Consider the following 24973-nt stretch of genomic DNA (forward strand, 5'->3'; position numbering starts at 1 on the left):
GGGTGCGTTATGGATGTTAGTCTTAACGCACCGAAATCTCGGATAGTGCGTTGCGCTACGCAACAACACACTCTACTTACTCCCTTTAGGCGATGACTACAGTCTCCAGATGGGACTGGTGGGGAATTTGAGAGGCGATCGCTTTGCCAATTTCTAAAGAAGATGTGGCAGCTGGTGAGGGCGCATTGCAGACATGGATGGAGTTTTGACCAGAAATGATCAAAAAGTCATCTACTAGTTTGCCGTCGTCCATTAAAGCTTGGGCGCGAACTCCTGCATGGGTAGGGACTAAATCTTTTGCTTGGATTTCGGGAATCAGTTTTTGCAAACTTCTGACAAACGCTGCTTTGCTAAAGGAACGAATGATTTCTTGAATACCTTCGTCGGCGTGTTTGGCTGCGAGTTTCCAGAAACCGGGGTAAGTCATGACTTCCGCAAAATCTTTCAAGTCGAAGTCGGTTTTTTTGTAACCTTCTCGCTTGAGGCTAAGAACGGCATTAGGCCCGGCGTGGACTGTACCATCAATCATTTTGGTAAAGTGAACGCCTAAAAAGGGAAAATCAGGGTTGGGAACTGGGTAAATGAGAGTTTTAACCAGATAACGTTTTTCTGGGGTGAGTTCGTAATATTCGCCCCGGAAGGGTACGATTTTCGCCTTGGGTTCTACTCCACCTAATTTAGCAATGCGATCGCTATGCAATCCGGCACAATTGATTACAAATTTAGTTTCAAAGTTGCCGTTATTAGTTTCAATTACCTGATTTTTCCCACTTGCAGAAATTGTCAATACTTTAGTATTGAGGCGTAAATCCCCGCCTTGTTTTTGAATTAATTCTGCGTATTTTAAACAGACTTGTTTGTAGTTAACAATACCAGTTGAAAATACCCGAATGCCACCTACACATCTGACATGAGGTTCGATTTCTTTAACTTCTTCTGGGCTGATTTTTTGGACTGTTAGGCCATTTTCTAAGCCGCGGTTGTAGAGATTTTCTAAGCGCGGTAATTCTTGTTCATCGGTAGCAACAATAACTTTACCGCATATTTCGTGATCAATCTCATGCTCTTGGCAGAATTCTACCATTGAGCGACTACCATCACGGCAAAATTTGGCTTTAAAGCTGCCTGGTTTGTAATAAATACCAGAGTGAATTACACCACTATTATTGCCGGTTTGGTGAAATGCCCAGTTACTTTCTTTTTCTAATACTAAAATGTGTGCTTGTGGATAGCGTTTACCCAAGGCTAAGGCTGTTGATAATCCAACTATTCCACCGCCGACAATAGCAAAATCGTACATTGTTATTATTGCACTTGAAATTATTGTGAATCAGTCACTTATCAAATAAATAAAGATGAAGAATAAAGACTGAAATTCAATATTTCATACTTCACACTTCATACTTTCCTTTACCATATTTGCCACGGAGCTTTACCACTTTGCCATAGCTCGTCTAGGTAATTTTTATCACGTAAGGTATCCATTGGTTGCCAAAAACCATTATGTCTAAAAGCCGAAAGCTGTTCCATGTCAGCTAATTTTTCTAATGGTTCTTTCTCCCAAATACTGGTATCATCCGCAATTAAATTGATAACTTCTGGTTCTAGAACAAAATAACCACCATTTACCCAAGCACCATCACCGTCGCGTTTTTCGCGGAAGCTGGTGATTTTAGTTTGCTCTTGTTCTAGGGAAATAGCACCGAAACGTCCGGCTGGTTGTACTGCTGTAAGTGTGGCTAATGTTTTTTGTTGTTGATGAAATTTGATAAGTTCGGTGATATTTACATTACTGACACCATCACCATAAGTGAAGCAGAAAGTATCATTGCCTACGTGTTCAACAACTCGTTTTAAGCGTCCACCTGTCATGGTTTTATCACCTGTATTTACTAAGGTGACACGCCAAGGTTCAGCATAACCAGAATGTACATTCATCTGGTTAAAACGCATATCAAAAGTAACATCAGACATGTGTAAGAAGTAGTTGGCAAAATACTCCTTAATTACGTAACCTTTGTAGCCACAACAAATAATGAAATCATTAATGCCATGTGCCGAATAAGTCTTCATGATATGCCAAAGAATTGGCTTACCACCAATTTCAACCATCGGCTTGGGTTTGATACTGGTTTCTTCACTGAGGCGCGTACCAAGCCCACCAGCCAAAATCACCGCTTTCATGCAATTACCTCGGAGATTTGTAGGGAATTATTATTTTAAATTTATCGAGATGAAGAGGATGCACTTGGTTTGAGAAAAATTGATTTTGCTTTGCTTTTCTCAGTACATACTCTAACTATAATTTTTGCTACTTGTATGAAGAAGAAATAAATAAAAATCTTTTATATGTAAAAGGTTTATGAATAGTTTTACACTGAAAATTTCATGATTTCAAGTAATATAAATATTACCAAATAAATAATCAGGATTATATTTCTATAACCCTGATATTACTTGCTTTCAGTTGTCGCAAAGTAAAAATTTCCTAGTAATAAACGAGTGACAAAATTTACTTGCAGGAAGATTACCAAGAGTCAATGGTCAACAATCAAGATAAACTATTAACTATTGATCATTGACTCTTGACTATCGCCTAATTTGTGCCTAAAGTTTTCAAGGTATTGGAGCTTTGCAATAAGGCACTACATTGACTTTCAATGATGACACACATACTGCTAAGTGCTTGCTGGTAGTTTTCTGTATCTTCTTGCTCTAAGGCTAGTTTGGCGGCTAACTGTAAATCGTTGACTGCTGTCTGGCTATTTTTGTCAGCGTCTTGACCACCATATTGTGAGATTTCATAGCGTACCATGCCGCGTCTGAGATAGACTTTGGCTAGTTTTTCGTTAATGAGTAATGCTTGGTCAAAGTCAGCGATCGCTTTTTGGTATTGTTGAGCGTAATCGGTGCTATATTGCGCCATTTGATAGTAAACTGAACCCCGCTGAAAATAAGCTTCGGCTTTGGAGGCGTTGAGTTTAATGGCTTGGGTAAAATCAGCTATTGCTTGTTGGAAATCTTTGAGAGATTCACCACTATACTTAGCTATTTGCGCCCGGACAATACCTCTTCTGATGTAAGCTTCGGCTTCTTTAATATTCAAGCGGATGGCATTGTTAAAATCTGCGATCGCCAAGTGATATTCTCGATCTGGATCGTTACTATACTCAGCCAGCATGTAGCGAGAGTTGCCACGATTGACGAAGGCTTTAACTTCTTGGGGATTGATTTGCAAAGCTTTAGAATAGTCTGTCAATGCGCCTTCATAGTCTTTTAAGTTATAGCGGGCATTACCTCGGTTAATAAAAGCTTTGGCGTATTTTGGTTCTTGTTGAATGGCTTTGCTAAAGCTTTCTACTGCTTGCTGGTAATCGCGCACTTGGTAAGCAGTATGGCCTTGTTTGTAATAATCTGCAAAATCTAGAGCCTGATTACTAGGTGCGGAATTTGCCATCAATGTCTGTTGGGTGTAGGCATTTTGCGTCACAAAGGGACGGGTGAATTTCACCATGACATCCAAATAACCCAACATCCCCAAACCCAGACAACCCAAAACTATTGGGTAAAATCTCGATGCTTTTTGACGCTTATAAGGAGAATAATTAGGAGTCTTAGCTGGCTGCCAGGAATTTGTTGGGGCAAATGACATTACTGGCTGTGGTATCCGCGAAGGACGATTGTAGCGTCTTGTTGGGATGGTGCGCGGCCTGAGATGTTCTTTATTTTCAATTGCCCGCTGTGATGGAAACGGATCACGTCCGCCTAAGCGCAAAGAACGTTCACACCAAGGGCAGCTGTGTAAGTGATTGCTGTAGCGATGCTGGGGATTGGCGGTACAAGTAATTAGAGCATCTTCAGCTTCTGAGAGGGCAGACAGCCAACTTTGGGCGTTGGGGCGTAACGGCGGATTGTTGTGACCTGCTTCAAAACACTGAACAAATAATGCCTGCAAGCTAGGATGCAGCATTTCCCAAGGGGGAGCAATGGGGGTTGGTAGGTAAGGAACTTGGCGGTGTTGACTGTAGGTGAAATGTCCAGCAGCAATGCGGGCTTCGTAGGCTGGTGGTTCGGCAGTGCCTTGAAAAATCCCAGAGAAGGGATGTGTACCTTCCATTAATAGTTGGAAGATGACTACTGCCAAGCCAAACAAGTCATGATTGATTGTGCGATCGTGTTGCGCGAACACTTTATTTTGGAGTTCTGGTGGGGTAAACTCTGGTTTACCCACTGCACAACGATAGACGAGATTGTTTTTTAAGTCTGGCACTTGGAAAGAGTCTGTATCTACCAAGCTTACCAGTGCTGTGTCACTAACTAATATGTTGGACTCGTTGACATCACCCACGCAATAACCACTAGTGTGCAGAGCGGCAAAAGCTGCTGCTAAATTCCGCGCTGTGCGAACTAGGTATTGATAGTTGAATAAAGGGCAATGTTGGCGACGGGTTCTGGGGTTGTAAAAGTCGATAATTGGTCGCATCCCACGAATGCGGGGCATGATGAAGCCAACAATACTTTTGCTACCATCCGCCGTCTTAATTAGCTCTTGTGGCCAAGCTATCGAAATATGCCCCAAGTTAGCTGTGGGATTTTCCGGTGGGTTAGCCAGCATGGCTTGCAGTTTCTTGGTGTGATTGGCTGTAGGTTTGTGATAAACCTTGGCAACTAAATCACCATCTGATGGCACTGCATAAATACAGGCTTCGCCACCGCGTCCCAAACTGACGCTGAGGTTGATGATTTCTGGCTGGGGAAGACAACGTAGTACCTTCATGTTTAAGTCACAGTTAACGGGAGTTGTTTCAGAAAAACTTGCAGAATCCTTGTTTATGAGCGGTTGAAGGCAGCAATAATTAGGGTTAAATCATCGTCAGTACGTTGTGTAATCCGCTCAGAACTTAAAAATCTCACTAGTTGCTCTTTGGCTAATGTCTTATCTTCAGCGTTTTCGATAAAATCAAACAAAGGAAAAAAGAAGGGTTTGTGAGGTTCGCCAACAACCATATTCAAAGCCAGCATTTGTAGTCCATCGGTGAGTATACCAACGTTAACTATTTCTTCACGCCATAATCTCATTTGTGCTGTATCTATAGCATCCAAGGAAGTTAAAAAAGTCGTTTCGTTGATATATTCTCCATTATTAGGTATGGTCAGCGCAATTAAATTTCCTTGACGATTTTTTGCGACTGCCATGCCGTCACCGATTTGTGCCGTTGCTACCATTTCTGGTGTGGCGATGGTAATTATTAAGGTAGTTGCTAAATCCTGAGGTTGTTGGTTACATGCTGCGGCTTCAGCCTCTACTGCTTTTTTGGCAGCGAGTAAAGCATCACTCAACAAGGATTGCACCACCACATCATCAGCTAAAAAAGAGCGCGAGACTTCTTTGATGGTGAGATGCTCTACAGCTGCTTCTGTGGCTACCATCGCGCCTATTTTTCCCTGGCTGGCAGAACCTGCGCCATCTGCGGCTGCGGCTACTAATATATTGTCTGGCAATAGCTGCCAGTTGTGAGCATCCTGACACAGCTGCTTGTTTTTGCTATGGCTTGTACCACATACAGAGGCGGCGACTACCCGCCAATGAGAAATCTGTTTTGATGTGTTCATAGATTCTTTGTCTGGGCTGGCTGTGTAAGTATTAAACCGCGATCGCCTCCGGCGGGGCGTAGCCCATCGCACGATTAAATAGAACCCCAGCCAATTGGTGGTAGTGCTACTTGTTCATCAACTTGTGAGTGAGAAACGGCTGACATACTGGCTGACAACCACATAAACATTTCTACAAAGTTTAGTCCTCTCAGTTTGAGTGGAGTCCGCACAGCTAACTGATTTAGCCGTGTCATGTTAGCATTTTCTACACCCACTGAGAAAAAAGCTACGCGCTTATTGGCTTCGTCGCCTTGGACTCGTTGCGCGGCTTGCTCTACTACCTGATCTAGTTCACCTTGAGGTTCGCCATCGGTAATCATGAATATCCAAGGACGATAGTAAGCAATGCCATTTGCCCGATATAAGGATTTGCGCTCTTGCACCATGTCCAAGGCTTTATGAATTCCTCCACCCATGCTTGTTAGTCCCTGTGCTGTCAGAATGGGGGGGGTAAATTGATCGGCTGTTACGAAGTCTTGGACTACATTCACTTGACTATCAAAAGTAACTATTGCTACTTCTACTCGGCGAGCAGCCAAGGAGTTTTTTAATAATTCATCTTTCAAACTCAGCAAGCCCTGATTTAATGCCTCTATTGCTTCTCCTTGCATTGAGCCAGATGTGTCCAGTAACAACACGCAAGGACAACGGGGTTCTGGGTTCTCCGCAAATTCTACTACTTCATCTAGTATTAATGTATCCTGCATAACTTTTTGTGTTATGTTATAGTCCAAAGTGTTATTTTCCTTTTTTCAAAGTATATATCTTGTTTTCCGGAGCCTCAAAGGCAATAAGTAAATTTTTGGCGATCGCTGGACGAGTCTTCATTTAACTATTAAACAAATAGTTTTCACCAAATTCTCTATACATTTAATAAATTTTTCATCAAGTTCCGGTTGAGAATCCAAAAATTTACGAAGAGTTCATGTTGCTGGCATTAACGGAACTACGAAGATTTATGTAGGGCAAACATAGAATATAATAAATATGCAAATTTTCCTACATAAAAGTTTAAAGATTTCATGTGGAATACATCATTTTTATCCTAAACAAAAGTGTTGAGTGTGTAACAGCTGATTGGCAAAGCCACCGCTGCAACTTCTGAATGAGTAGAAATACTAGCCCAAGGAGTAAGGCGATGATTTCCATCACTTTTAATATAGATTTATATTCTTCTTTCAGAAAATAATTTTCTTGGAGACATATTAAAACTAAATAAAGTACAACATAGGTAAGAATCCGGATTTACATAAATTTTGGTTAATTTCCGAAAAGAATTATTAAAAATGGATAATTTTGGTACATTTACAGTTTTACGTCCCCAGAGTTTATTAAAACAACTATGTAATAGTGTTGGCACTACGTGTTTGCACGCTTTTAGTAACTTAGTTACCTGGTCGATTTATTTAGAACAGGGAGCAATAACCTACGCTACCAACTCAGTTGAACCCTTTGATAGGCTGGAACGTCATCTGCGCCGCCTCAATCAGCTTAGTAGTGAAACCCGCGTGCAATTACGCATGAGGTTTGAACATGAGTTGTCAAATCAGTCCATTTCTGATGGTAGCAATGTATCAAATCAACCTGCTGATTATCAAGCAATTCACTGGCTAATCAACAAAGGATATCTGGATGCTGCACAAGCTACAATCTTGATTCAAGAATTGGTAAAAGAAGTTATTGAATCATTTTTGTTAATTAAAACTGGTAGTTATGCCTTAAGTAATGCACAGCAGACAGTAACAAAAATCTGTCGGTTGGATGTAGATAAAACCCTAGAAAATTGCCAAATTCGATTACGAAATTGGCAGTCTTTCTCTCCCCACATTGCTTCTCCATATCAGCGTCCATACCTATTAATTAACAGTAAGCTCCATAACCAAAATCTACCCCAACTACTGCCAGAATTAACTAATTGGATGAAGGGTTTCAGTCTGCGTCATCTGGCTGTGATTATGAATCAAGATGAAATTCAACTGGCTCAAAATTTATACCCTCATATTGTTAAAGGCGGGGTGATACTGCATGAACCAGATCCTCCATTTGATCAGCTACCTAAGTATGTGCCGAAAGCGGCATCGCCTTCTCGATATACAACAGCATTACTTAACAAGCAATTCATTGATACGGTAGTAGAACCCATTAACCTTCATGGTCAACCTGAAACGGCTCTGACTGTAGAAGATTTTACTCCTGTAGTGCGATGGGCTACGCCCCGCCGGAGGCGATCGCCACAAACTTTTCCACCATCAAGACAAAATCTTCAGGAATTAACAATACTAAATACCATAAAATCTGCTCCTGAAAGAGTAACGACTACTACCGTAACTGCCAAAAACACCTATAAAATCATTACAGTAGATGATAGCCCCACAATTCTTAAAGAAATTAGTCGTTTTTTAGAAAGTGAGAATTTTTCTGTAATTACGATTGATGATCCACTCAAAGCTGTCATGTCGATTATTAGACATAAACCAGACTTAATTTTGTTGGATCTCAACATGGCAGGTATTGATGGCTATGAGTTATGTAAAATAATCCGTAATAATTCCATGTTTAAACATACTCCGATTATTTTTGTCACAGGCAATAGAGGAATTGTCGATAAAGTCAAAGCCAGATTAGTCGGAGCATCTGGTTATCTAACTAAACCATTTACCCGTGCAGAATTACTAAAACTTGTATTTATGCACTTGGCTTAATTCATGTGCAGAATAAATTAGATAAAATTAACCGTCAATAATATGCGAATAATACAGTTGATAGTGCGCTACTAGAACCAGTAAAAATGCAAATTAGCCGAGAACTATCCCTCTCAACTATGGGTTGCGGAACTTGGGCGTGGGGGAACCAACTCCTCTGGGGATACAACGAAAGCATGGATGCTCAGTTGCAAACCGTGTTTAACTTGTGTGTGAGCAATGGCGTTACCTTATTTGACACAGGTGATTCTTACGGTACTGGCCGATTAAATGGACGTAGTGAGTTGCTTTTGGGACGATTCTCTCAAGAATATCAAGGATTAAATCAAGAAAATATTTGCATTGCGACAAAACTAGCAGCCTACCCTTGGAGATGGACGCGCCAATCTATGATTAAAGCTTGTCAGTCTTCTGCTAAACGCTTGGGCAAAAATGTCGATTTAGTGCAAATGCACTGGTCTACAGCCAATTATGCACCTTGGCAAGAAAAAGGACTATTGAATGGTTTGGCTGACCTCTACGAACAAGGTTTAGTTAAAGGAATTGGACTATCGAATTACGGCCCGCAACAGTTAAAAATTGTGCATCAAAAATTTGCTGAACGAGGTGTTCCTATTTCCACCTTGCAAGTACAGTATTCTCTGTTGTCTACTTATCCGGTAACACAATTGAGATTGAAAGAGGTTTGTGATGAACTAGGCATTAAACTAATTGCTTACAGTCCTCTGGCTTTAGGGATATTAACAGGTAAATATTCAGAACAAGGGAAATTGCCCAAAGGCATTCGCGGGTTGTTGTTTAGACAGCTATTACCAGGAGCGCGATCGCTGTTAGCATGTTTACGAGAGGTAGCACAATCTCGAAATAAAACCATGTCACAGGTAGCCATAAACTGGTGCATCTGTAAAGGAACTATTCCTATTCCCGGCGCAAAGTCCCTAGCACAAGCACAAGAAAATATTGGTGCTTTAGGTTGGCAACTTGACTCAACAGAAATAGCAGAGTTAGATAAAGCGGCTGGTAGTACAGATAAAGTAATGGTGCAGAATATTTTTCAAACGAAATAACATTAAATTTTGTAGAGACTTGGTAATGCAACATCTCTACAAAACTCACTTTTAAATCACTCTTTTATCGCAGGACTAATTGGCTTTCTATTAGGAGCCAAAACCATTAAAACATCAAATTGTTCTTTGTTTGGTGTTGTAGATGTTGTGGCACTAATGCTGTAGATTGAGCCAACTATTGGTTTCCAGGGTTGGAATTGCTGGCTATTAAAGTAACTGGGTAAAAAACCATAAATCCATGATAATGTAGATCCTCCATTGAGATAGAAATATCCATAGTTAGGACGGGGTAAGGAATTGGTTGCTGTTTGGAAATTATAAGTTGAAGGTAATAAAAGATAAGGCTGCGGTATTAAATCTTGAATCGCTCCAAACCCAGTTGTGACAACAACAGTATTATCATCTGTCCAGTTATAAGCCAACAAGCTTTGTGAGGTATTTCCTCCCACATCCCAACTAGTAACAGTTTGACCTTTAATATTGTGAGTATTAACTACAACTCCTCCTGTTGAAAAAGATGTAATGAATTCATCTAACTTCTTGAGAGTAGCTTCAGCGGCGGTACGATTATTTGTTTCCAAAGCCATACCTATGCCTAAATTCAAATTAGGGATTGCTCCAAGTAACCCGCCTTTAGAGGGAAACAGGAAAAAGGCATATTCACCATCCATCCAATTTGTAATGTCCTTTTCTAAATCAAGTTTAGTACTGCTTTGGACAAAACTACGAAGTTGTGTTAGATACTCTTTAAGTTGTGGCTTTGTACTAAGAGCTTCTGTTAAAAGTAGCCATTTCTGATTAAGGTTGCGGCCAGTGGCAGCAGAGTAGGTAGCGGCTGGTAATCTAGATAGTATTACCTCGTGCTTTTCGGTTTGAAAGACATCTTTTTCTGGTTTAGGAGTTTGGCGGTAGGCGGTAGCTTGAAAATGCAAACCTTCTGATTCTACTGTTACAAAACCATTGAAGCTGCTGTAGTCTTTTAATTGCTCAAGGTTAATGGCATCACTACCAATAATCGGAAAAGGCAGACTGGGATCTTTGGTAATGTCGTTGATTAAAGGAATCAACGTCACGAAGTTTTCATAAACTGAAAGCAGGGATTTAGCATATTGAGGATGCTTGATTGTTTCTTGGAATTGGGTATTTTGTGCAAGAGTTGTATTTCCTTGGGAAGCATCAATTATCTGCTCAATTGGTTGAGCAGTGATGCCCGTGACAATATACCCTGGTAAAGTAGCGATCGCAATTCCCCGTGGTCTTTTTAACCAATCAGGATTCCTCAAAACAGGCATGGCAGCTAATTTGAGTTTTTTCTTGGTAGAAAATTGCCTTAGCTTCTTGGTTGGTGAAGGTGATTCTGGTGATGGATCTGATTTTGGTGATTCTGGAGGTTTCACTTCTAAAATCGTGATGCCTTTATATTCCCTTACCTTTACCCGTTGTGGATCTCCATTCTTAAGTAGTTCTAAAAAAGGCTGTATGCGTGACTCATCCTTGATTGGAGCCAGCATGACAAAGTTATTATCTATGGTTGCAGTCGTACCCTCAACTTTTGGCAAAAAAGCAAATGCTACTTGATCACCTAACAAAGACTCAATCTCTTTGGCATAATCGAGTTTAAAAGAAGGTGGTAAATATTTGGATACGGCTGTAAAGGCTCTTTGAAATAAATAAAACCGATTTAAGGATGTCCAAGCTTCTGCCTTGGTATTTACTAAGCCTACCAATGGTGTGTCTGCTGGTAAGATATTTGCGATCGCTGGTGCTGGTGTAGTAGATGCAGTAGGCTCGCTAGTCTCAGCCACAGGAGAAACGACCGCTAAAGCCGATAATAGCGATACTGTAATAATTGGTGATACCATTTTGAATTGTAGATTTTAGAATTGCAACCTAGCAACTAAATGTATAAATCATAAAATACAATTGTGCGAATTTATTTGTTATATTTTTATGACTAATTAAAAAAAGTTTTTTAAGAAAATTAAAATCACAATATTATTAAAATTCAACAAACAGATTCCCGACTTCTCAAAGAAGTCGGGAATCTGTTCCTTTCAAAGTCCGCTTCAATAACTATTAATTGTCCCAGTCACAGGCGAACTAGGACTAGCGTAAGATTTGATGGGCATTCTACCAGCTAGGTATGCTAGACGACCGGCGACGGTTGCCAAATTCATAGCATAAGCCATTGCGGCTGAATTTTGCGCCAGAGCGATCGCACTATTAATCAACAAGGCATCTGCACCCAATTCCATTGCTTGAGATGCTTCTGAGGGTGAACCAATACCTGCATCTACAACAACTGGCACATTAGCGTTTTCAATAATGATTTGGATATTGGCTGTGGTTTTTAGCCCTTGTCCTGAACCGATGGGTGATGCTAAAGGCATAACTGTTGCACAGCCAGCTTCTTCTAAACGTTTGGCTAACATCGGGTCAGCATTAATATAAGGTAATACTGCAAACCCTTCTTTCACCAGCTGTTCGGCGGCTTGCAGCGTCCCAATCGGATCTGGTAATAAATATTTTGGATCTGGTATGACTTCTAATTTCACAAAGTTATTATCTTCCTGCCCCAAAAGTTTCGCCATTTCTCGCCCCAAACGGGCCACACGAATTGCTTCTTCGGCGGTTTGACAACCAGCAGTATTGGGTAACATCCAAATTTTTGACCAATCCAGTGCTTCAGCTAAACCTTCATGTCCAGGAGTTTTGGTTTGGACTCGTCTTACTGCAACAGTGACAATTTGACAACTACTAGCAATGACACTTTGTTGCATTTCTGCAATACTGCGATACTTACCAGTTCCCGTCATCAGGCGAGATTGAAAGGTTTTGCCAGCAATGACGAGTGGGGAGTCTGGGAGTGGGGAAGGGCGATCACTGTTGGTAAAATTAGCAGGGTGAGTCAGCATAGGGGCGGTAGATGGCTGGGTGTGAAAGCGAGAATGGTGGAAATGAGCAAGTAAAGAATCGGATTTTTGTTCGCAAATTAAATCAGCAATTAACTGTGCTGTGACGGGCGCGAGTAAAATGCCATTCCGATAATGACCTGTAGCCAAAGTCAAGTTTTCACAATGGCTAGTTCCCAAAATGGGTAATTCATCAGGGGTAGCTGGGCGAAAACCCCACCAAAATTCTTGGATGGAATAATCCTGTAATTGTGGATATAAGCGAATAGCTTGCTGAAGTAAATATTGAATGCCTGCGGGGGTGTTATTCGGAGTAAAACCCACATCTTCGCTCGTTGCACCCAAAATAATCGAACGATTCCGTCTGGGGACGATGTAAATATTTTCCCCAAACAAAACTCGTCTGAGGAGCAATTCCGGCAGAAAATCAGGTAATCGCACACTTAGCATTTGCCCTTTGCGAGGACTCACAGGCAAGGGTAACAATTCATTTGACCAAGCGCCAGTAGCCAAAACGTAGTGAGTAGCACGAATAACTCCCGTGTTGGTTTGTACGCCGATTACTTGCCCTTGCTGTTGGATTAATCCTTCCACTGTGACGTGATCTTTGATTTCCACTCCGAGGGATTTAGCAGCAGTCCACAATGCTTGTGCCAATGCCCGATTATCAACTTGGGCATCTTCAGGATACCACCAGCCACCAACTACATCATTTCCCAATCCTGGCTGATATTGATGAATGGCGGCTTGATCTAACCAATACGCAGGTGATTCACAGGGTGCAGGAGACTGTGGTTTTTGATACACAGGCGCTAAAATACCGCAAGACCAATAACCAGTATTTACACCAGTTAAGTCTTCTAGTTTACGTGTCCATTCTGGATATAAGGCACGCGATCGCCTGCATAACTCACCCATTGCCTGATCTGGGATAATTTCTGCATCTGGTGCTAACATGCCAGCAGCAGCATGGGTAGCAGCAGCCTGGAAATCACGGCAAAGCACGGTGACATTTGTCCCGCGCAGTTTGAGTTCGACGGCGATCGCTAAACCAATAACACCGCCACCAATAATTAAAATATCGCTAGTCATTAGTCATTAGTCATTGGTTATTAGCCATTGATCATTAGTACACAACTACATAACTTATAGCTAATAACTTGTTACCAATGACTAATTATAGGAATTGGGTAGTAGGTACTAAGCAATAAGAAATTTATTTCCCCCTGCTCCCTGCTCCCTTGCCTCCCTGCCTCTTTTCCTACCACAAAGCCCGAATCGGTTCTCTGACAGACTCGTTATTACTAAAAGATGTATCAGTTGATTGTACTTCTCTAGTAGTTGTATCTGATGTATTGTCAGGAGATGAGAAGGATTCGCTGGGAGTATTATTTTGAGCAACGCTGCTTCTGCGTTCTGTTGTCGTTGTATTGAGATTTTCCTGCCTAACACTTCTTCTAGCTTCTGTGGAGGTAGTATCTTCTTGGGGAGTGCTGGCTCTGTCTTCACTTAAAGCACGACTACCTCGGCTGGGGGCAGTGCTATTAACATTAATATTAGCTGGGAGAACGCGTGATGTTTTACCGCCGGGAGTATTATTACTGGCAGTTTGTTGTCCACCCATTGGAAAGTTGATGCCCAGCAATGTACCCAATAAAATTGCCAAGCCTCCACCCATGAGAATAAGCGGTGTCCATCTACCCATATTGTTTTTCTCCTTTGTAACCTAACCTTTTGATTTCCTTTCCTATTCGATAACCCTGACCCAATAATCCGTAAAATCCTCTGTATGAGCGGCTCAAAGCTGGTCTATTGTAGGAGAATGGAAAGGAAGCGATCGCCACCTTTGTGATGCTAATTCACAGTCAACACATCACTTTACCGACCGCACCAGCACCATCACTACTAATTAACTGACTGTTTTTTGCCTTAGCTCCGCCGTTTTAGAGGTCAACACCATTTTGCTGCAAAATTTTTCGTAATTTAAACCCAAAATTGTCACTATACGTCTCAATCTACCCGAAAGTGACATGGGGTGCATAACCCAGCACACTTATTTTTTTTACATTGAGCTAGTACTTTGGGCATATTTAAATTACAAAACTGGCTTTTTGTTGTATATTGGCACATTTCCTCTATCGTTGTCTCGTATGATCTTGTTTTATGACCACAAATCCTTCTCCTCAAATTTGGCTTTATGACACCACGCTACGAGATGGTACTCAATGCGAAGGGCTATCGGTGTCCATAGAAGACAAGCTACGCATTGCCAAGAGACTCGATCAACTAGGAATTCCTTTTATTGAAGGTGGTTGGCCTGGCGCTAATCCGAAGGATGTTCAATTTTTCTGGCAACTGCAAGAAGATCCGCTCAAACAAGCAGAAATTGTGGCATTTTGTTCTACGCGTCGTCCCAATACGATCGCAGCAGATGAACCAATGCTGCAAGCGATTTTAACGGCAGGTTCTCGCTGGGTGACAATTTTTGGCAAATCTTGGGATTTACACGTTACAGAGGGTCTGAAGACCACTTTAGCGGAAAATTTGGCCATGATCCGCGATACTATTGAGTATTTTCGCTCCCAAGGGCGGCGCGTGATCTACGATGCTGAACATTGGTTTGATGGCTATAAGCACAACCCTGATTATGCTTTACAGACATTAGAGGCAGCGATCGCATCTGGTGCGGAATGGTTAGTTTTATGTGATACAAATGGCGGGACTTTGCCTCACGAAGTTAGTGAAAGTGTGCAAACTGTCAATAGTCATTTGTCATCTATGATTTGTCAAAAATTAATGACAAACGAACAAAAACAAACAACAATTCCTCAAATCGGCATTCATACTCACAATGATTGTGATTTGGCAGTGGCAAACGCCCTAGCAGCTGTGATGGCTGGGGCAACAATGGTACAAGGAACAATCAATGGTTATGGTGAACGTTGTGGAAACGCCAACCTTTGTTCTTTAATTCCTAACTTACAACTAAAGATGGGTTATGGCTGTATCGGAGAACACCAGCTTACTCAGGTTACAGAAGCGAGTCGCTTTGTGAGTGAGGTAGTAAATCTTGCTCCTGATGAACACGCCCCTTTTGTCGGACGTTCAGCTTTTGCTCATAAAGGCGGTATTCATGTCTCCGCAGTCGAACGCAATCCCTTAACTTATGAACATATTCAACCGGAACAAGTCGGTAATCGGCGGCGGATAGTAATTTCCGAACAGGCGGGACTGAGTAATGTGTTGGCAAAAGCGCGAACTTTTGGGATTGAATTAGACAAGCAAACACCCCAAGCGCGGCAAATTCTCCAACGGCTCAAACAATTGGAGAGTCAAGGCTATCAATTTGAAGCCGCAGAAGCTAGTTTTGCCTTGTTGATGTATGAAGCTTTGGGCGATCGCCAAGAATTTTTTGAAGTCAAAGGTTTTCAAGTACACTGTGACTTAGTGGAAGGGAAAGAAACAAGCAGCGCTTTAGCCACGGTGAAAGTCGCCGTCAATGGCCAGAATATTTTAGAAGCGGCGGAAGGTAACGGCCCGGTTGCAGCTTTAGACGCAGCGTTACGCAAAGCTTTAGTGAACTTTTATCCCCAACTTGCCAGTTTTGAGTTGACAGATTACAAAGTACGAATTCTTGATGGACATGCGGGTACAGCAGCCAAAACCAGAGCCTTAGTAGAGTCAGGAAACGGCCATCAACGCTGGACGACTGTCGGGGTTTCAACCAATATTTTGGCAGCTTCTTATCAAGCAGTGGTTGAGGGGTTGGAATACGGTTTGTTATTGCATTCCCAAGCAGAAGCAGCATTGAAAGCCTAGGAACTAGAACACCGATTCTTCGACAAATCAGAGCTACATAACAGGAAGAGAAAGGGATAATAAAGAATGAGAATTTTTTGAGCATAGACTCTAAATCTAAAATTATGCTCAAAACCTCCTCTCAAACACTGAAAATTACACTTTTGAGCATTAGATTGAGCATGACAGAGAATTTAAAGGCTATAGGTAATGATATTGCGTTAAATAAATATTCTCCTGCCGCTATTGAAGAAAAATGGCAAAAAACTTGGGCAGAACTTGGTTTAGATAATACCCCTACAGAAAACAATAAGCCAAAATTCTACGCTTTATCCATGTTCCCTTATCCATCGGGTAGCTTACACATGGGTCACGTCCGTAATTACACAATTACAGATGTGATTGCTCGCCTCAAGCGAATGCAAGGCTATAGAGTTTTACACCCAATGGGTTGGGATGCTTTTGGCTTACCCGCAGAAAATGCTGCAATTGACCGCGGAGTTCCACCCGCCAAGTGGACTTACCAAAATATTGCTCAAATGCGCCAGCAATTACAGCGTCTGGGTTTATCCATCGACTGGGAGAGTGAAGTTGCTACCTGTTCACCAGATTATTACAAGTGGACACAATGGATTTTCTTGCAGTTTTTGCAAGCGGGGTTAGCCTACCAAAGAGAAGCAGCGGTCAACTGGGACCCCATTGACCAAACTGTATTAGCCAACGAACAAGTTGATAACGAAGGCCGTTCTTGGCGCAGTGGTGCGAAAGTTGAGCGCAAATTATTACGGCAATGGTTTTTCAAGATTACCGACTACGCTGAAGAATTACTCAACGACTTGGATAAATTGACAGGTTGGCCAGAACGCGTCAAATTAATGCAAGCCAACTGGATTGGGAAATCTTCAGGTGCATATTTAGAATTTCCCATTGTGGGGATGGATGAAAAAATCGGCGTGTACACCACTCGCCCAGATACTGTTTATGGTGTTAGTTACGTAGTCTTAGCACCAGAACATCCCTTAACCAAGCGCGTCACCACCAAAGAACAGCAAGCAGCAGTAGAAACATTTATTACAGAAGTTGCCAATCAAAGTGAGTTGGAACGCACCGCCGAAGACAAACCAAAACGAGGCATTCCCACAGGTGGTAACGCCATAAACCCTTTCACCGGGGAAGAAGTACCAATTTTAATTGCTGACTATGTATTGTATGAATATGGTACTGGGGCAGTTATGGGTGTACCAGCCCATGATGTGCGGGACTTTAAGTTTGCCCAAGCTTATGATTTGCCCATTGAGTTTGTGATTGCTGCGCCAGAAGATGTTGCAGGTTTTGAATTAACTCCCGCATCCGAGACAGAGGAAGTTACCCAACTCGTGCAAATTGAATACAACCACGCATACACTGAGCCAGGAGTTTTAATTAATTCTGGGCAGTTTACTGGCATGAATTCCGTAGATGCTAAAGCTGCAATCATAAAATATGCTGAGGAACAAGGTTTTGGCAAAGAACGTATCCAATACCGCCTGCGAGATTGGTTGATTTCCCGACAGCGTTATTGGGGCGCACCCATCCCGGTGATTCACTGTCCTAACTGTGGAATTGTGCCAGTACCAGACAAAGATTTGCCAGTCACCTTACCAGAAGAAGTGGAATTTACTGGACGCGGCGGTTCACCGTTGACGCAATTAGAAAGCTGGTTAAATGTACCTTGCCCAACTTGTGGTACACCAGCAAAGCGGGAAACTGACACAATGGACACCTTTATTGATTCTTCGTGGTATTTCTTGCGCTTCCCTGACGCACAGAACGAACAACAGGTGTTCGACTCCGCTAAAACTAACGACTGGATGCCAGTAAACCAGTATGTGGGTGGAATTGAACACGCGATTTTGCATTTGTTATACTCGCGGTTCTTTACCAAAGTATTGCGCGATAGAGGCTTGTTGAATTTTGATGAACCATTTGAGCGCTTGTTAACTCAAGGGATGGTACAGGGTTTAACTTACTTGAATCCCAATAAGGGCGGTAAAGATAAATGGATTCCCTCTCATCTTGTTAACCCCGCTGACGCCCGCGACCCCCAAACAGGGGAACCACTACAACGCCTTTACGCTACCATGTCTAAATCCAAGGGTAATGGTGTAGCGCCGGAAGATGTGATTTCTAAGTATGGTATAGATACAGCGCGGATGTTCATCTTATTCAAAGCACCACCAGAAAAAGATTTGGAGTGGGATGAAGCCGATGTAGAAGGACAATTCCGCTTCTTAAATCGGGTGTGGCGTTTGGTAACAGACTATATTGCGGCTGGGGTATCACGTAAGAAAGCTCAACTAGATGATTTGAGTAAACCAGAAAAAGAATTACGCCGAGCAATTCACACTGCGATTAAATCAGTAACAGAAGACTTAGAGGATGAATATCAATTCAATACCGCTATTTCGGAATTGATGAAATTGAGTAATTCTTTGACTGATAGCGACTATAAAAATTCACCAATTTATGCAGAAGGTATTCAAAGTTTAGTGGCGTTACTGGCTCCCTTTGCGCCACACATTGCTGATGAATTGTGGCATTTATTAGGAAATAACAACTCAGTTCATACCCAAACTTGGCCGTCATTTGATGCAGCTGCTTTAATAGCTGATGAAATTACTTTAGTGATTCAAGTTAACGGCAAAAAGCGTGCTGATATTCAAGTTCCGGCACAAGCAGATAAAGCCGTGTTGGAGAAGTTCGCCCGTGAATCAGAAGTTGTACAGCGTCACCTTGAAGGTAAGGAGATTAAGAAAGTGATTGTAGTTCCTGGCAAGTTGGTGAATTTTGTTGTCAGCTAAGAGGATGTTTTAAAAGTATTAGGCGAATATATAGCAGTCCTAAATCATTAGTAAAAAATAAGATTCCCGACTTCTTTAAAGAAATCGGGAACCTGAACCTCTTAAAAAGGATTTAAATCACAGAAGCGCTCATTAAACAAAATAACGCAGTCTGCCAATGCTAAACTATGCCAAAAGATAAAGTCCGAAAAGCTGTGATTCCGGCTGCTGGTTTCGGTACTCGCTTGTTTCCAGCCACCAAAGTTGTGAAAAAAGAACTATTCCCAATTATTGACCGAGATGGTAGGGCTAAACCTGTAATTTTGGCAATTGTAGAAGAGGCGATTAGTGCGGGAATTACAGAAATTGGCATTGTGGTACAACCAGATGATGTAGAAATTTTTGCAGATTTATTTAAAAATCCACCACAGCCAGAACTTTTACAAAAGCTTTCTCCTGAAAATCAAAAATATAGCCAATATCTGCAAGATATCGGTAACAAAATTACAATTCTTACCCAAGAAAAGCAAGAAGGCTATGGTCATGCCGTTTTTTGTGCTAAAGATTGGGTACAAGATGAGCCATTTTTGCTCATGCTAGGCGACCATGTTTATAAATCTGACACTGATAAATCTTGTGCAAGTCAAGTTTTAGATATTTACTCACAAGTACAGCAAAGTATTGTAAGTTTGACTACTATGCCAGCAGCGATAATTCATAAAGCTGGATGTGTAACTGGAGTGTGGCAAAAAACCGATTCTATTTTGCAAGTGACACAACTTTATGAAAAACCAACTGTTGATTATGCACGTCAACATCTGCGGGTAGCGGGTATGTCTGAGGATGAGTTTTTATGTATATTTGGCTTGTATGTACTGACACCGAAAATTTTTGATTGTTTAGGAGAACATATAGATAAAAATATACGCGATCGCGGCGAATTTCAGTTAACATCTTGTCTTGATAGCATATGCCAAGCAGAGGGCATGACTGGCTATGTTGTCCAAGGAAAATGTTTCGATACAGGCTTACCAGATGCTTATTGGCAAACAATGGTTGATTTTAGAAATATATCAAAATCCTAGAAAATATAATTAGGCGATCGCTAAAATTTTAGACCTAGCATAGAACGTCAAATATTGCACTTCACAATATTTATGGTATTCCTGCTTGTTGAAAAATTTGTGCGGGTGTAATTTGCAGCCCTTCAAATAGAAAATCTTCTAAACTATCTTCACCAGTTTTTGTTTGAGGTCGCGCATCAGGATAAAAAACTGTAACTGTTTTAGCTTTTGCATCCACAACCCAAACTCTCAAAACACCTGCTTCTAAATAATCTGTAGCTTTAGCACTCATCTCACCAAAAGTTTGGTCAGGAGAAATAATTTCAATTGCTAAGTCTGGAGGTATGGGACAAGGTTCATCTTCAATAACATCACTGTTGAGGCGAGAGTAAGAGACATAAAGTAAGTCTGGTACAGGAACCCAATCTCTACCTTTGCGTTTTAAAGTAACTGCCCACTCAATACCAACCTCACCGCGATTTTTTGCCCAAGGCGTTAAAATTATGTAAATTGTGCCTGTCAATCTAGAATGATATCTTTTTGGTGCCATTTTGGGTTTTGCCTCTCCATTAACCAATTCGTAGGTGATATCGCCTTCTGGTAGGGCGAAGAATTCTTGGAGTGTGAGTTGAGATTTTAGTTGAGTCATGGGATTTTGATCAAACTAATTGACAGCAGACTCTAACATTCTAATAGTTCCGGCATTGGCATCGATTTCTACATCCAAACCAATCGGTAAAGTAAATTTATCTTGAATATGACCAATCATCGAACCATACCAAGCTGGAATTTTTAAAGGAATGATATGGTCGCGCAATACTTGAGTTAATTTAAACGATGGTTCATCACCAATACTACAGTTAGTGCATCTGCCAAAAATAAAACCAGAAATTTGATTGAGAATACCAGCATTTTTTAGCTGAGTTAACATTCGGTCTATACGGTAAACATCTTCTCTGATATCTTCTACAAATAAGATGCTTTTGTACCAAGAAGGTAGATAAGGCGAACCCACCATTGCTGATAAAACTGACAAGTTTCCACCGATAAGTTTACCTGTTGCTTTTCCTGATACTATGGTTTCAAATTCTACGTCATCAGTGTTGAGGTTTTGCATCGTCACTGCTTCGCCATTAAATAAGATGCGTTTGGCATAATCTACTGTAAACTCATTCCAGATAGATGTAGCATTTGCTCCATGAAAAGTAATAACTCGACTACGACCATAAATGGCTAATACTAAAGATGTGATATCACTGAACCCCATGATAATTTTGGGATGGGAGCGGATATTTGCGTAGTTTAGTAAAGGTAAAATACGGTTACAACCCCAACCACCGCGCATGGTCATGATGGCTTTGACGGAACTATCCGCAAACATGGTGTTGACATCGTGTGCGCGGTTAGCATCTGTACCTGCTAAATAGCCGTAACTGTCTAAAAGATGCTCTCCTAGTTTAATCTTTAATCCTAATGCAGTGAGCGATCGCTTGGCTGATGCTAAATCTTCAGCGTCAATTACACCCGCCGGAGAAATTAAGCCTACCGTGTCTCCCGGTTGTAGGCGTGATGGTTTGAGGATGATATTTGGGGATAGTTTACCTTGAGCGACAGGTATTTGCGTGGCTAAGGTAGTTAAACCACAGGTTGTGATAAATTTGCGTCGTTTCAAAATTGAAGGTAGGGAGTAGGGAATGGGAAGTAGGAAAAGGTGAATAGAATTCGCACTATACAGGCTAAGTCTATCTGCGTGGATTAGCAGAAATTCGAGTTTTATAGCAAAGTGCTGAGTATAAACCCACTTAATTTTAAAGGCTTTGAGCAATTAACAATGTCCTAATGGCTTTGGCAGTTGCTATATCCCTGTTCTGTCACTCTCCGAAAACATTTGCTATTGCTGAATTCTAGAGCTTTTGCATAGCAAGCGATCGCACGATTATTTTCTAATCACAAATACAAGACCCATTTTTTTCTAATAGGATAGCTTGTATTGATTGCCTCATAAGACTTCTAGCAATTGCCCTCCCGGAAAGTGACAAAAGCGGGATATAACCCACGTAGGTGGGTTGTATTTGTGTAGCTGTGACTTTAGTTACCAAGGCTAGTATTTCTAACCGCGCAATTGCGCTACCAACTGATTAGGATTCCAATAAGCGCGGGTTGTTTGAATTTTGCCGTCTTTGTTAATCTCAAAAACTGTAATACCCTCGAAGGTTACAGATTTGCCAGTCTTACTAACTCCTTGCATTGTCCACTTGACGGCTGCTTCATTGCCAGCTACAAAAATATGCTCAGTTTTCGCGGCTAATTTCTCAAATACTGCTTGCAATTGCCCGATAAACTGTTGATAATCTTCACGAATCTTGACTGGTGGTTCACCAACTGGGTCATAACTCACAGCATCTTCAGCGAAGTTCTCTATCCAGCCCTCTGGATTCATTGCAGTAATGTTGGTAAAGTAGGCGGAAATGACTGTTTCAATAACGGCGCTTGACATAAATTAGTTCTCTTACTAGGTATAGATTATAAAACCTATCATTTCTAGTGATAAATTAAACAACGATGTCTAGGGACAAACTGCTACCTGTTTACGCATGACCCAGGCAAGTAAGGAAAATAAAGTATAAAGTGTGAAGTATGTAGTATTAAATTTTAGTTTTCTGCCTTCTAACTCTTGCCTTCTACTGCAACTCTGTGATTAGTGGAATCTTACAACAACTCCGAATTGCGTTAACCCAAAATCAAGATTATCGTGACACTTCTGCCAAAATTCACTGGTGGCGAATGGTTGTGGTTACTAGTGTGGGAGTTACCGCTTTGGTGTGGGGAATGCGGGAACTGAAATGGTTGCAACCTTGGGAGTTAAAAGCTTATGACCAAATGTTGCGATCGCGTCCCCCAGAACCATCCGATCCGCGGCTATTAGTGGTTAAAATTACTGAAGAGGATTTAGAGCGAGTCAAATGGCCTCTATCTGATGCCATAGTCAATCAGTTATTAACAAAACTTCAGTCTTATCAACCCCGTGTTATTGGTCTGAATATCTACCGACCAAATCAACAAAATATGGCGGCTGGTATTGCTAATAAAAAGCATATCATTACTACTTGTTTGTTAAGTAGTCTAGGTAGACAAGAAATTCCACCACCGCCAAATTTCCCTATAGATAATGTCAGCTACAACGATTTAATTCCTGATGACCAGGAAGACCAAATTGTTCGCCGGAGTTTATTATTTGCTGAACCTACTAATAGTAATAAATGTGCGACGCAATTTTCATTTGCTGCTTTAACTGCCATTAGTTATTTAGAAAAACAAGGTATCAATGTAGATTTTACTGATAAATATAATTTTCATCTGGGTAAGATAACTTTTTTTACTCTAACCGCTAATTCTGGCAGCTACACCGGTTTAGATGCTGCTGGTTATCAAATATTATTAAATTATCGCCACCCCGATCGCCTAGCGCAAGAAGTCACTCTCACAGAAGTTCTTGAAGGTCAAGTTAATCCCAATTGGGTAAAAGACCGTTTGGTAATTATTGGCACTACAGCAGCCAGTATTCATCCTGGTGTATATACGCCCTATAGTTCTTCCCCAAATCATTCAGCCAGAACATCAACTGTATTTATTCATGCACAAATAGCCAGTCAAATTCTCAGTACAGTTTTGGATGGTAGACCACTAATTTGGTATTGGCCTGATTGGCTTGAACTAGCGTGGGTGTTTAGTTGGTCTTTATTAGGCAGTCTTTTAGGCTGGCGAATGCGACATCCTTTAGTGCTGCTGGTTATCGGAGGTACAGCCCTCGCTGGCTTGGTGGGAATTTGTGCTGGTTTGTTTTTGCAAGCTGGCTGGATACCCCTAATTCCACCTGCGATGACATTGATTTTTAGTAGTGTGGGGATGCTGGTTTACACTACCTATCACACTCAACACCAAACAAAATTAATTATTCAGCAAGTTGAACAACAACAAGAAGCGATCGCTCAATTAAACATCCTATTACAAGAGACTACTTCTGCAACAGCACCTACTAAAATTCGTGACCAACATATTCACTCCACCTCAACAATTTCCCAAACAGAAAAAAGAACTGGTGATTTACTTTTGGGCGGACGCTATCACATTTCTAGAGTGCTTGGTTCTGGGGGATTTGGTCGCACTTATTTAGCAAAAGATACTCAACGACCTGGTAGTCCTACTTGTGTCGTGAAACAATTAATGCCAGCACGTCGGGATACAAAATTTTTGGAAGTAGCCCGTCGATTATTTAATACTGAAGCAGAAATTTTAGAAGCTTTGGGCAAACATCCACAAATCCCTGCACTACTGGCCTATTTTGAAGATCAGCAAGAATTTTACTTAGTAGAAGAGTATATCCCTGGACATACTTTAAATGAAGAACTAACACCTGTGCAAGGCGCAAAAAATGAAAGTTTTGTAATTGAGATGCTCAAAGGTGTATTAGAAGTTTTAGCATTTGTACATGAGCATAGAGTTATTCATCGAGACATTAAACCACATAATATTATTAGAAGTAATCAAGATAATCGTTTAGTGTTGATTGATTTTGGTGCAGTTAAATTAATGCACCCACCAACTAGTGAACAAACAGAATTAGCCACAGTTGCTATTGGGACGCGAGGCTATGCACCGCCAGAACAATTTGCCGGACATCCGCGCTTATCTAGTGATATTTATGCTTTAGGGATGATGGGAATTCAAGCAATAACTGGTATATTTCCTCAAGAATTACAACCAGATCAAGAGACGGGAAATATTATGTGGCAACACACAGTTCAAGTTAGTGAAGAACTGGGCATGATTTTAGATAAAATGGTGTGTTATCATTTTAGCGATCGCTATCAATCAGCCGCCGCTGTTCTGCAAGATTTAAATCAAATTAGCGATAAGAAGTAAGAGCAATTTAGCTATTGTGAATATTTTTTGAAT

The 24973-nt window shown here is 41.2% G+C and carries 17 protein-coding genes; 6 read left to right on the forward strand and 11 right to left on the reverse strand.

Translation table 11 applies throughout. From position 1 onward, the window contains the following. Positions 1-85: 85 nt before the first annotated feature. The 5 genes from lhgO to IQ259_RS08035 all read right to left on the reverse strand — a co-directional run bounded on the left by lhgO (position 86) and on the right by IQ259_RS08035 (position 6362). Positions 86-1300 (reverse strand): L-2-hydroxyglutarate oxidase, encoded by a 1215-nt coding sequence (gene lhgO, locus IQ259_RS08015; protein ID WP_193883405.1) that lies wholly within the window; start codon positions 1298-1300, stop codon positions 86-88. Between the two features lie 110 nt (positions 1301-1410). After that, on the reverse strand, positions 1411-2184 hold the full coding sequence (rfbF, locus tag IQ259_RS08020) for a glucose-1-phosphate cytidylyltransferase (protein ID WP_193883407.1): 774 nt from the start codon (positions 2182-2184) through the stop codon (positions 1411-1413). Positions 2185-2596: 412 nt separating this feature from the next. Then, positions 2597-4777, reverse strand: a complete 2181-nt coding sequence (locus tag IQ259_RS08025; protein WP_193883409.1) for a tetratricopeptide repeat protein — start codon at positions 4775-4777, stop codon at positions 2597-2599. A gap of 53 nt (positions 4778-4830) precedes the next feature. Beyond that, entirely contained in the window at positions 4831-5613 is a 783-nt protein-coding gene (locus IQ259_RS08030) for a PP2C family serine/threonine-protein phosphatase (RefSeq protein WP_193883540.1), read from the reverse strand. Between the two features lie 74 nt (positions 5614-5687). Then, on the reverse strand, positions 5688-6362 hold the full coding sequence (locus IQ259_RS08035; RefSeq protein WP_193883411.1) for a VWA domain-containing protein: 675 nt from the start codon (positions 6360-6362) through the stop codon (positions 5688-5690). A 579-nt stretch (positions 6363-6941) separates the two neighbouring features. Between IQ259_RS08035 and IQ259_RS08040 the strand changes: the two genes are divergently transcribed. Together IQ259_RS08040 and IQ259_RS08045 are read left to right on the forward strand one after the other, a co-directional pair. Beyond that, positions 6942-8357 carry a response regulator gene (locus tag IQ259_RS08040; protein ID WP_193883413.1) on the forward strand — a complete coding sequence of 472 codons (1416 nt, stop codon included), beginning with the start codon at positions 6942-6944 and terminating at the stop codon, positions 8355-8357. An 86-nt stretch (positions 8358-8443) separates the two neighbouring features. Beyond that, complete coding sequence (locus tag IQ259_RS08045) at positions 8444-9424, forward strand: aldo/keto reductase (protein ID WP_193883415.1); 981 nt, start codon at positions 8444-8446, stop codon at positions 9422-9424. Positions 9425-9480: 56 nt separating this feature from the next. Here the strand turns inward: IQ259_RS08045 and IQ259_RS08050 are convergent, their stop codons facing one another. The 3 genes from IQ259_RS08050 to IQ259_RS08060 all read right to left on the reverse strand — a co-directional run bounded on the left by IQ259_RS08050 (position 9481) and on the right by IQ259_RS08060 (position 14041). Further along, positions 9481-11286: a DUF3352 domain-containing protein gene (locus IQ259_RS08050; RefSeq protein WP_193883417.1), complete on the reverse strand. Its 1806-nt coding sequence runs from the start codon at positions 11284-11286 to the stop codon at positions 9481-9483. A 204-nt stretch (positions 11287-11490) separates the two neighbouring features. After that, on the reverse strand, positions 11491-13428 hold the full coding sequence (thiO, locus tag IQ259_RS08055; RefSeq protein ID WP_193883419.1) for a glycine oxidase ThiO: 1938 nt from the start codon (positions 13426-13428) through the stop codon (positions 11491-11493). A gap of 169 nt (positions 13429-13597) precedes the next feature. After that, entirely contained in the window at positions 13598-14041 is a 444-nt protein-coding gene (locus IQ259_RS08060; RefSeq protein WP_193883421.1) for a hypothetical protein, read from the reverse strand. A gap of 458 nt (positions 14042-14499) precedes the next feature. Between IQ259_RS08060 and cimA the strand changes: the two genes are divergently transcribed. From cimA to IQ259_RS08075, 3 genes are all read left to right on the forward strand, one after another. Next, positions 14500-16155 (forward strand): citramalate synthase, encoded by a 1656-nt coding sequence (cimA, locus tag IQ259_RS08065; protein WP_193883423.1) that lies wholly within the window; start codon positions 14500-14502, stop codon positions 16153-16155. 161 nt (positions 16156-16316) lie between these two features. Beyond that, positions 16317-18974: a leucine--tRNA ligase gene (gene leuS / locus IQ259_RS08070; RefSeq protein WP_193883425.1), complete on the forward strand. Its 2658-nt coding sequence runs from the start codon at positions 16317-16319 to the stop codon at positions 18972-18974. Between the two features lie 167 nt (positions 18975-19141). Next, complete coding sequence (locus tag IQ259_RS08075) at positions 19142-20038, forward strand: UTP--glucose-1-phosphate uridylyltransferase (RefSeq protein ID WP_193883427.1); 897 nt, start codon at positions 19142-19144, stop codon at positions 20036-20038. A 70-nt stretch (positions 20039-20108) separates the two neighbouring features. Here IQ259_RS08075 and IQ259_RS08080 read toward each other — a convergent pair whose 3' ends face one another. The 3 genes from IQ259_RS08080 to IQ259_RS08090 all read right to left on the reverse strand — a co-directional run bounded on the left by IQ259_RS08080 (position 20109) and on the right by IQ259_RS08090 (position 22514). After that, the gene (locus tag IQ259_RS08080; RefSeq protein ID WP_193883429.1) at positions 20109-20666 is read right to left on the reverse strand and encodes a Uma2 family endonuclease; all 558 of its coding nucleotides are present in this window, start codon (positions 20664-20666) and stop codon (positions 20109-20111) included. Between the two features lie 15 nt (positions 20667-20681). Next, entirely contained in the window at positions 20682-21689 is a 1008-nt protein-coding gene (locus IQ259_RS08085) for an LD-carboxypeptidase (RefSeq protein ID WP_193883431.1), read from the reverse strand. Positions 21690-22127: 438 nt separating this feature from the next. Then, a complete protein-coding gene (locus IQ259_RS08090; protein ID WP_193883433.1) occupies positions 22128-22514 on the reverse strand; it encodes a nuclear transport factor 2 family protein in 387 nt (128 codons plus the stop codon). 197 nt (positions 22515-22711) lie between these two features. Between IQ259_RS08090 and IQ259_RS08095 the strand changes: the two genes are divergently transcribed. Further along, the gene (locus tag IQ259_RS08095) at positions 22712-24940 is read left to right on the forward strand and encodes a CHASE2 domain-containing serine/threonine-protein kinase (protein ID WP_193883435.1); all 2229 of its coding nucleotides are present in this window, start codon (positions 22712-22714) and stop codon (positions 24938-24940) included. Positions 24941-24973 lie beyond the last annotated feature (33 nt).

It is taken from the genome of Fortiea sp. LEGE XX443, assembly GCF_015206815.1.
Classification (GTDB): Bacteria; Cyanobacteriota; Cyanobacteriia; order Cyanobacteriales; family Nostocaceae; genus Nostoc_B.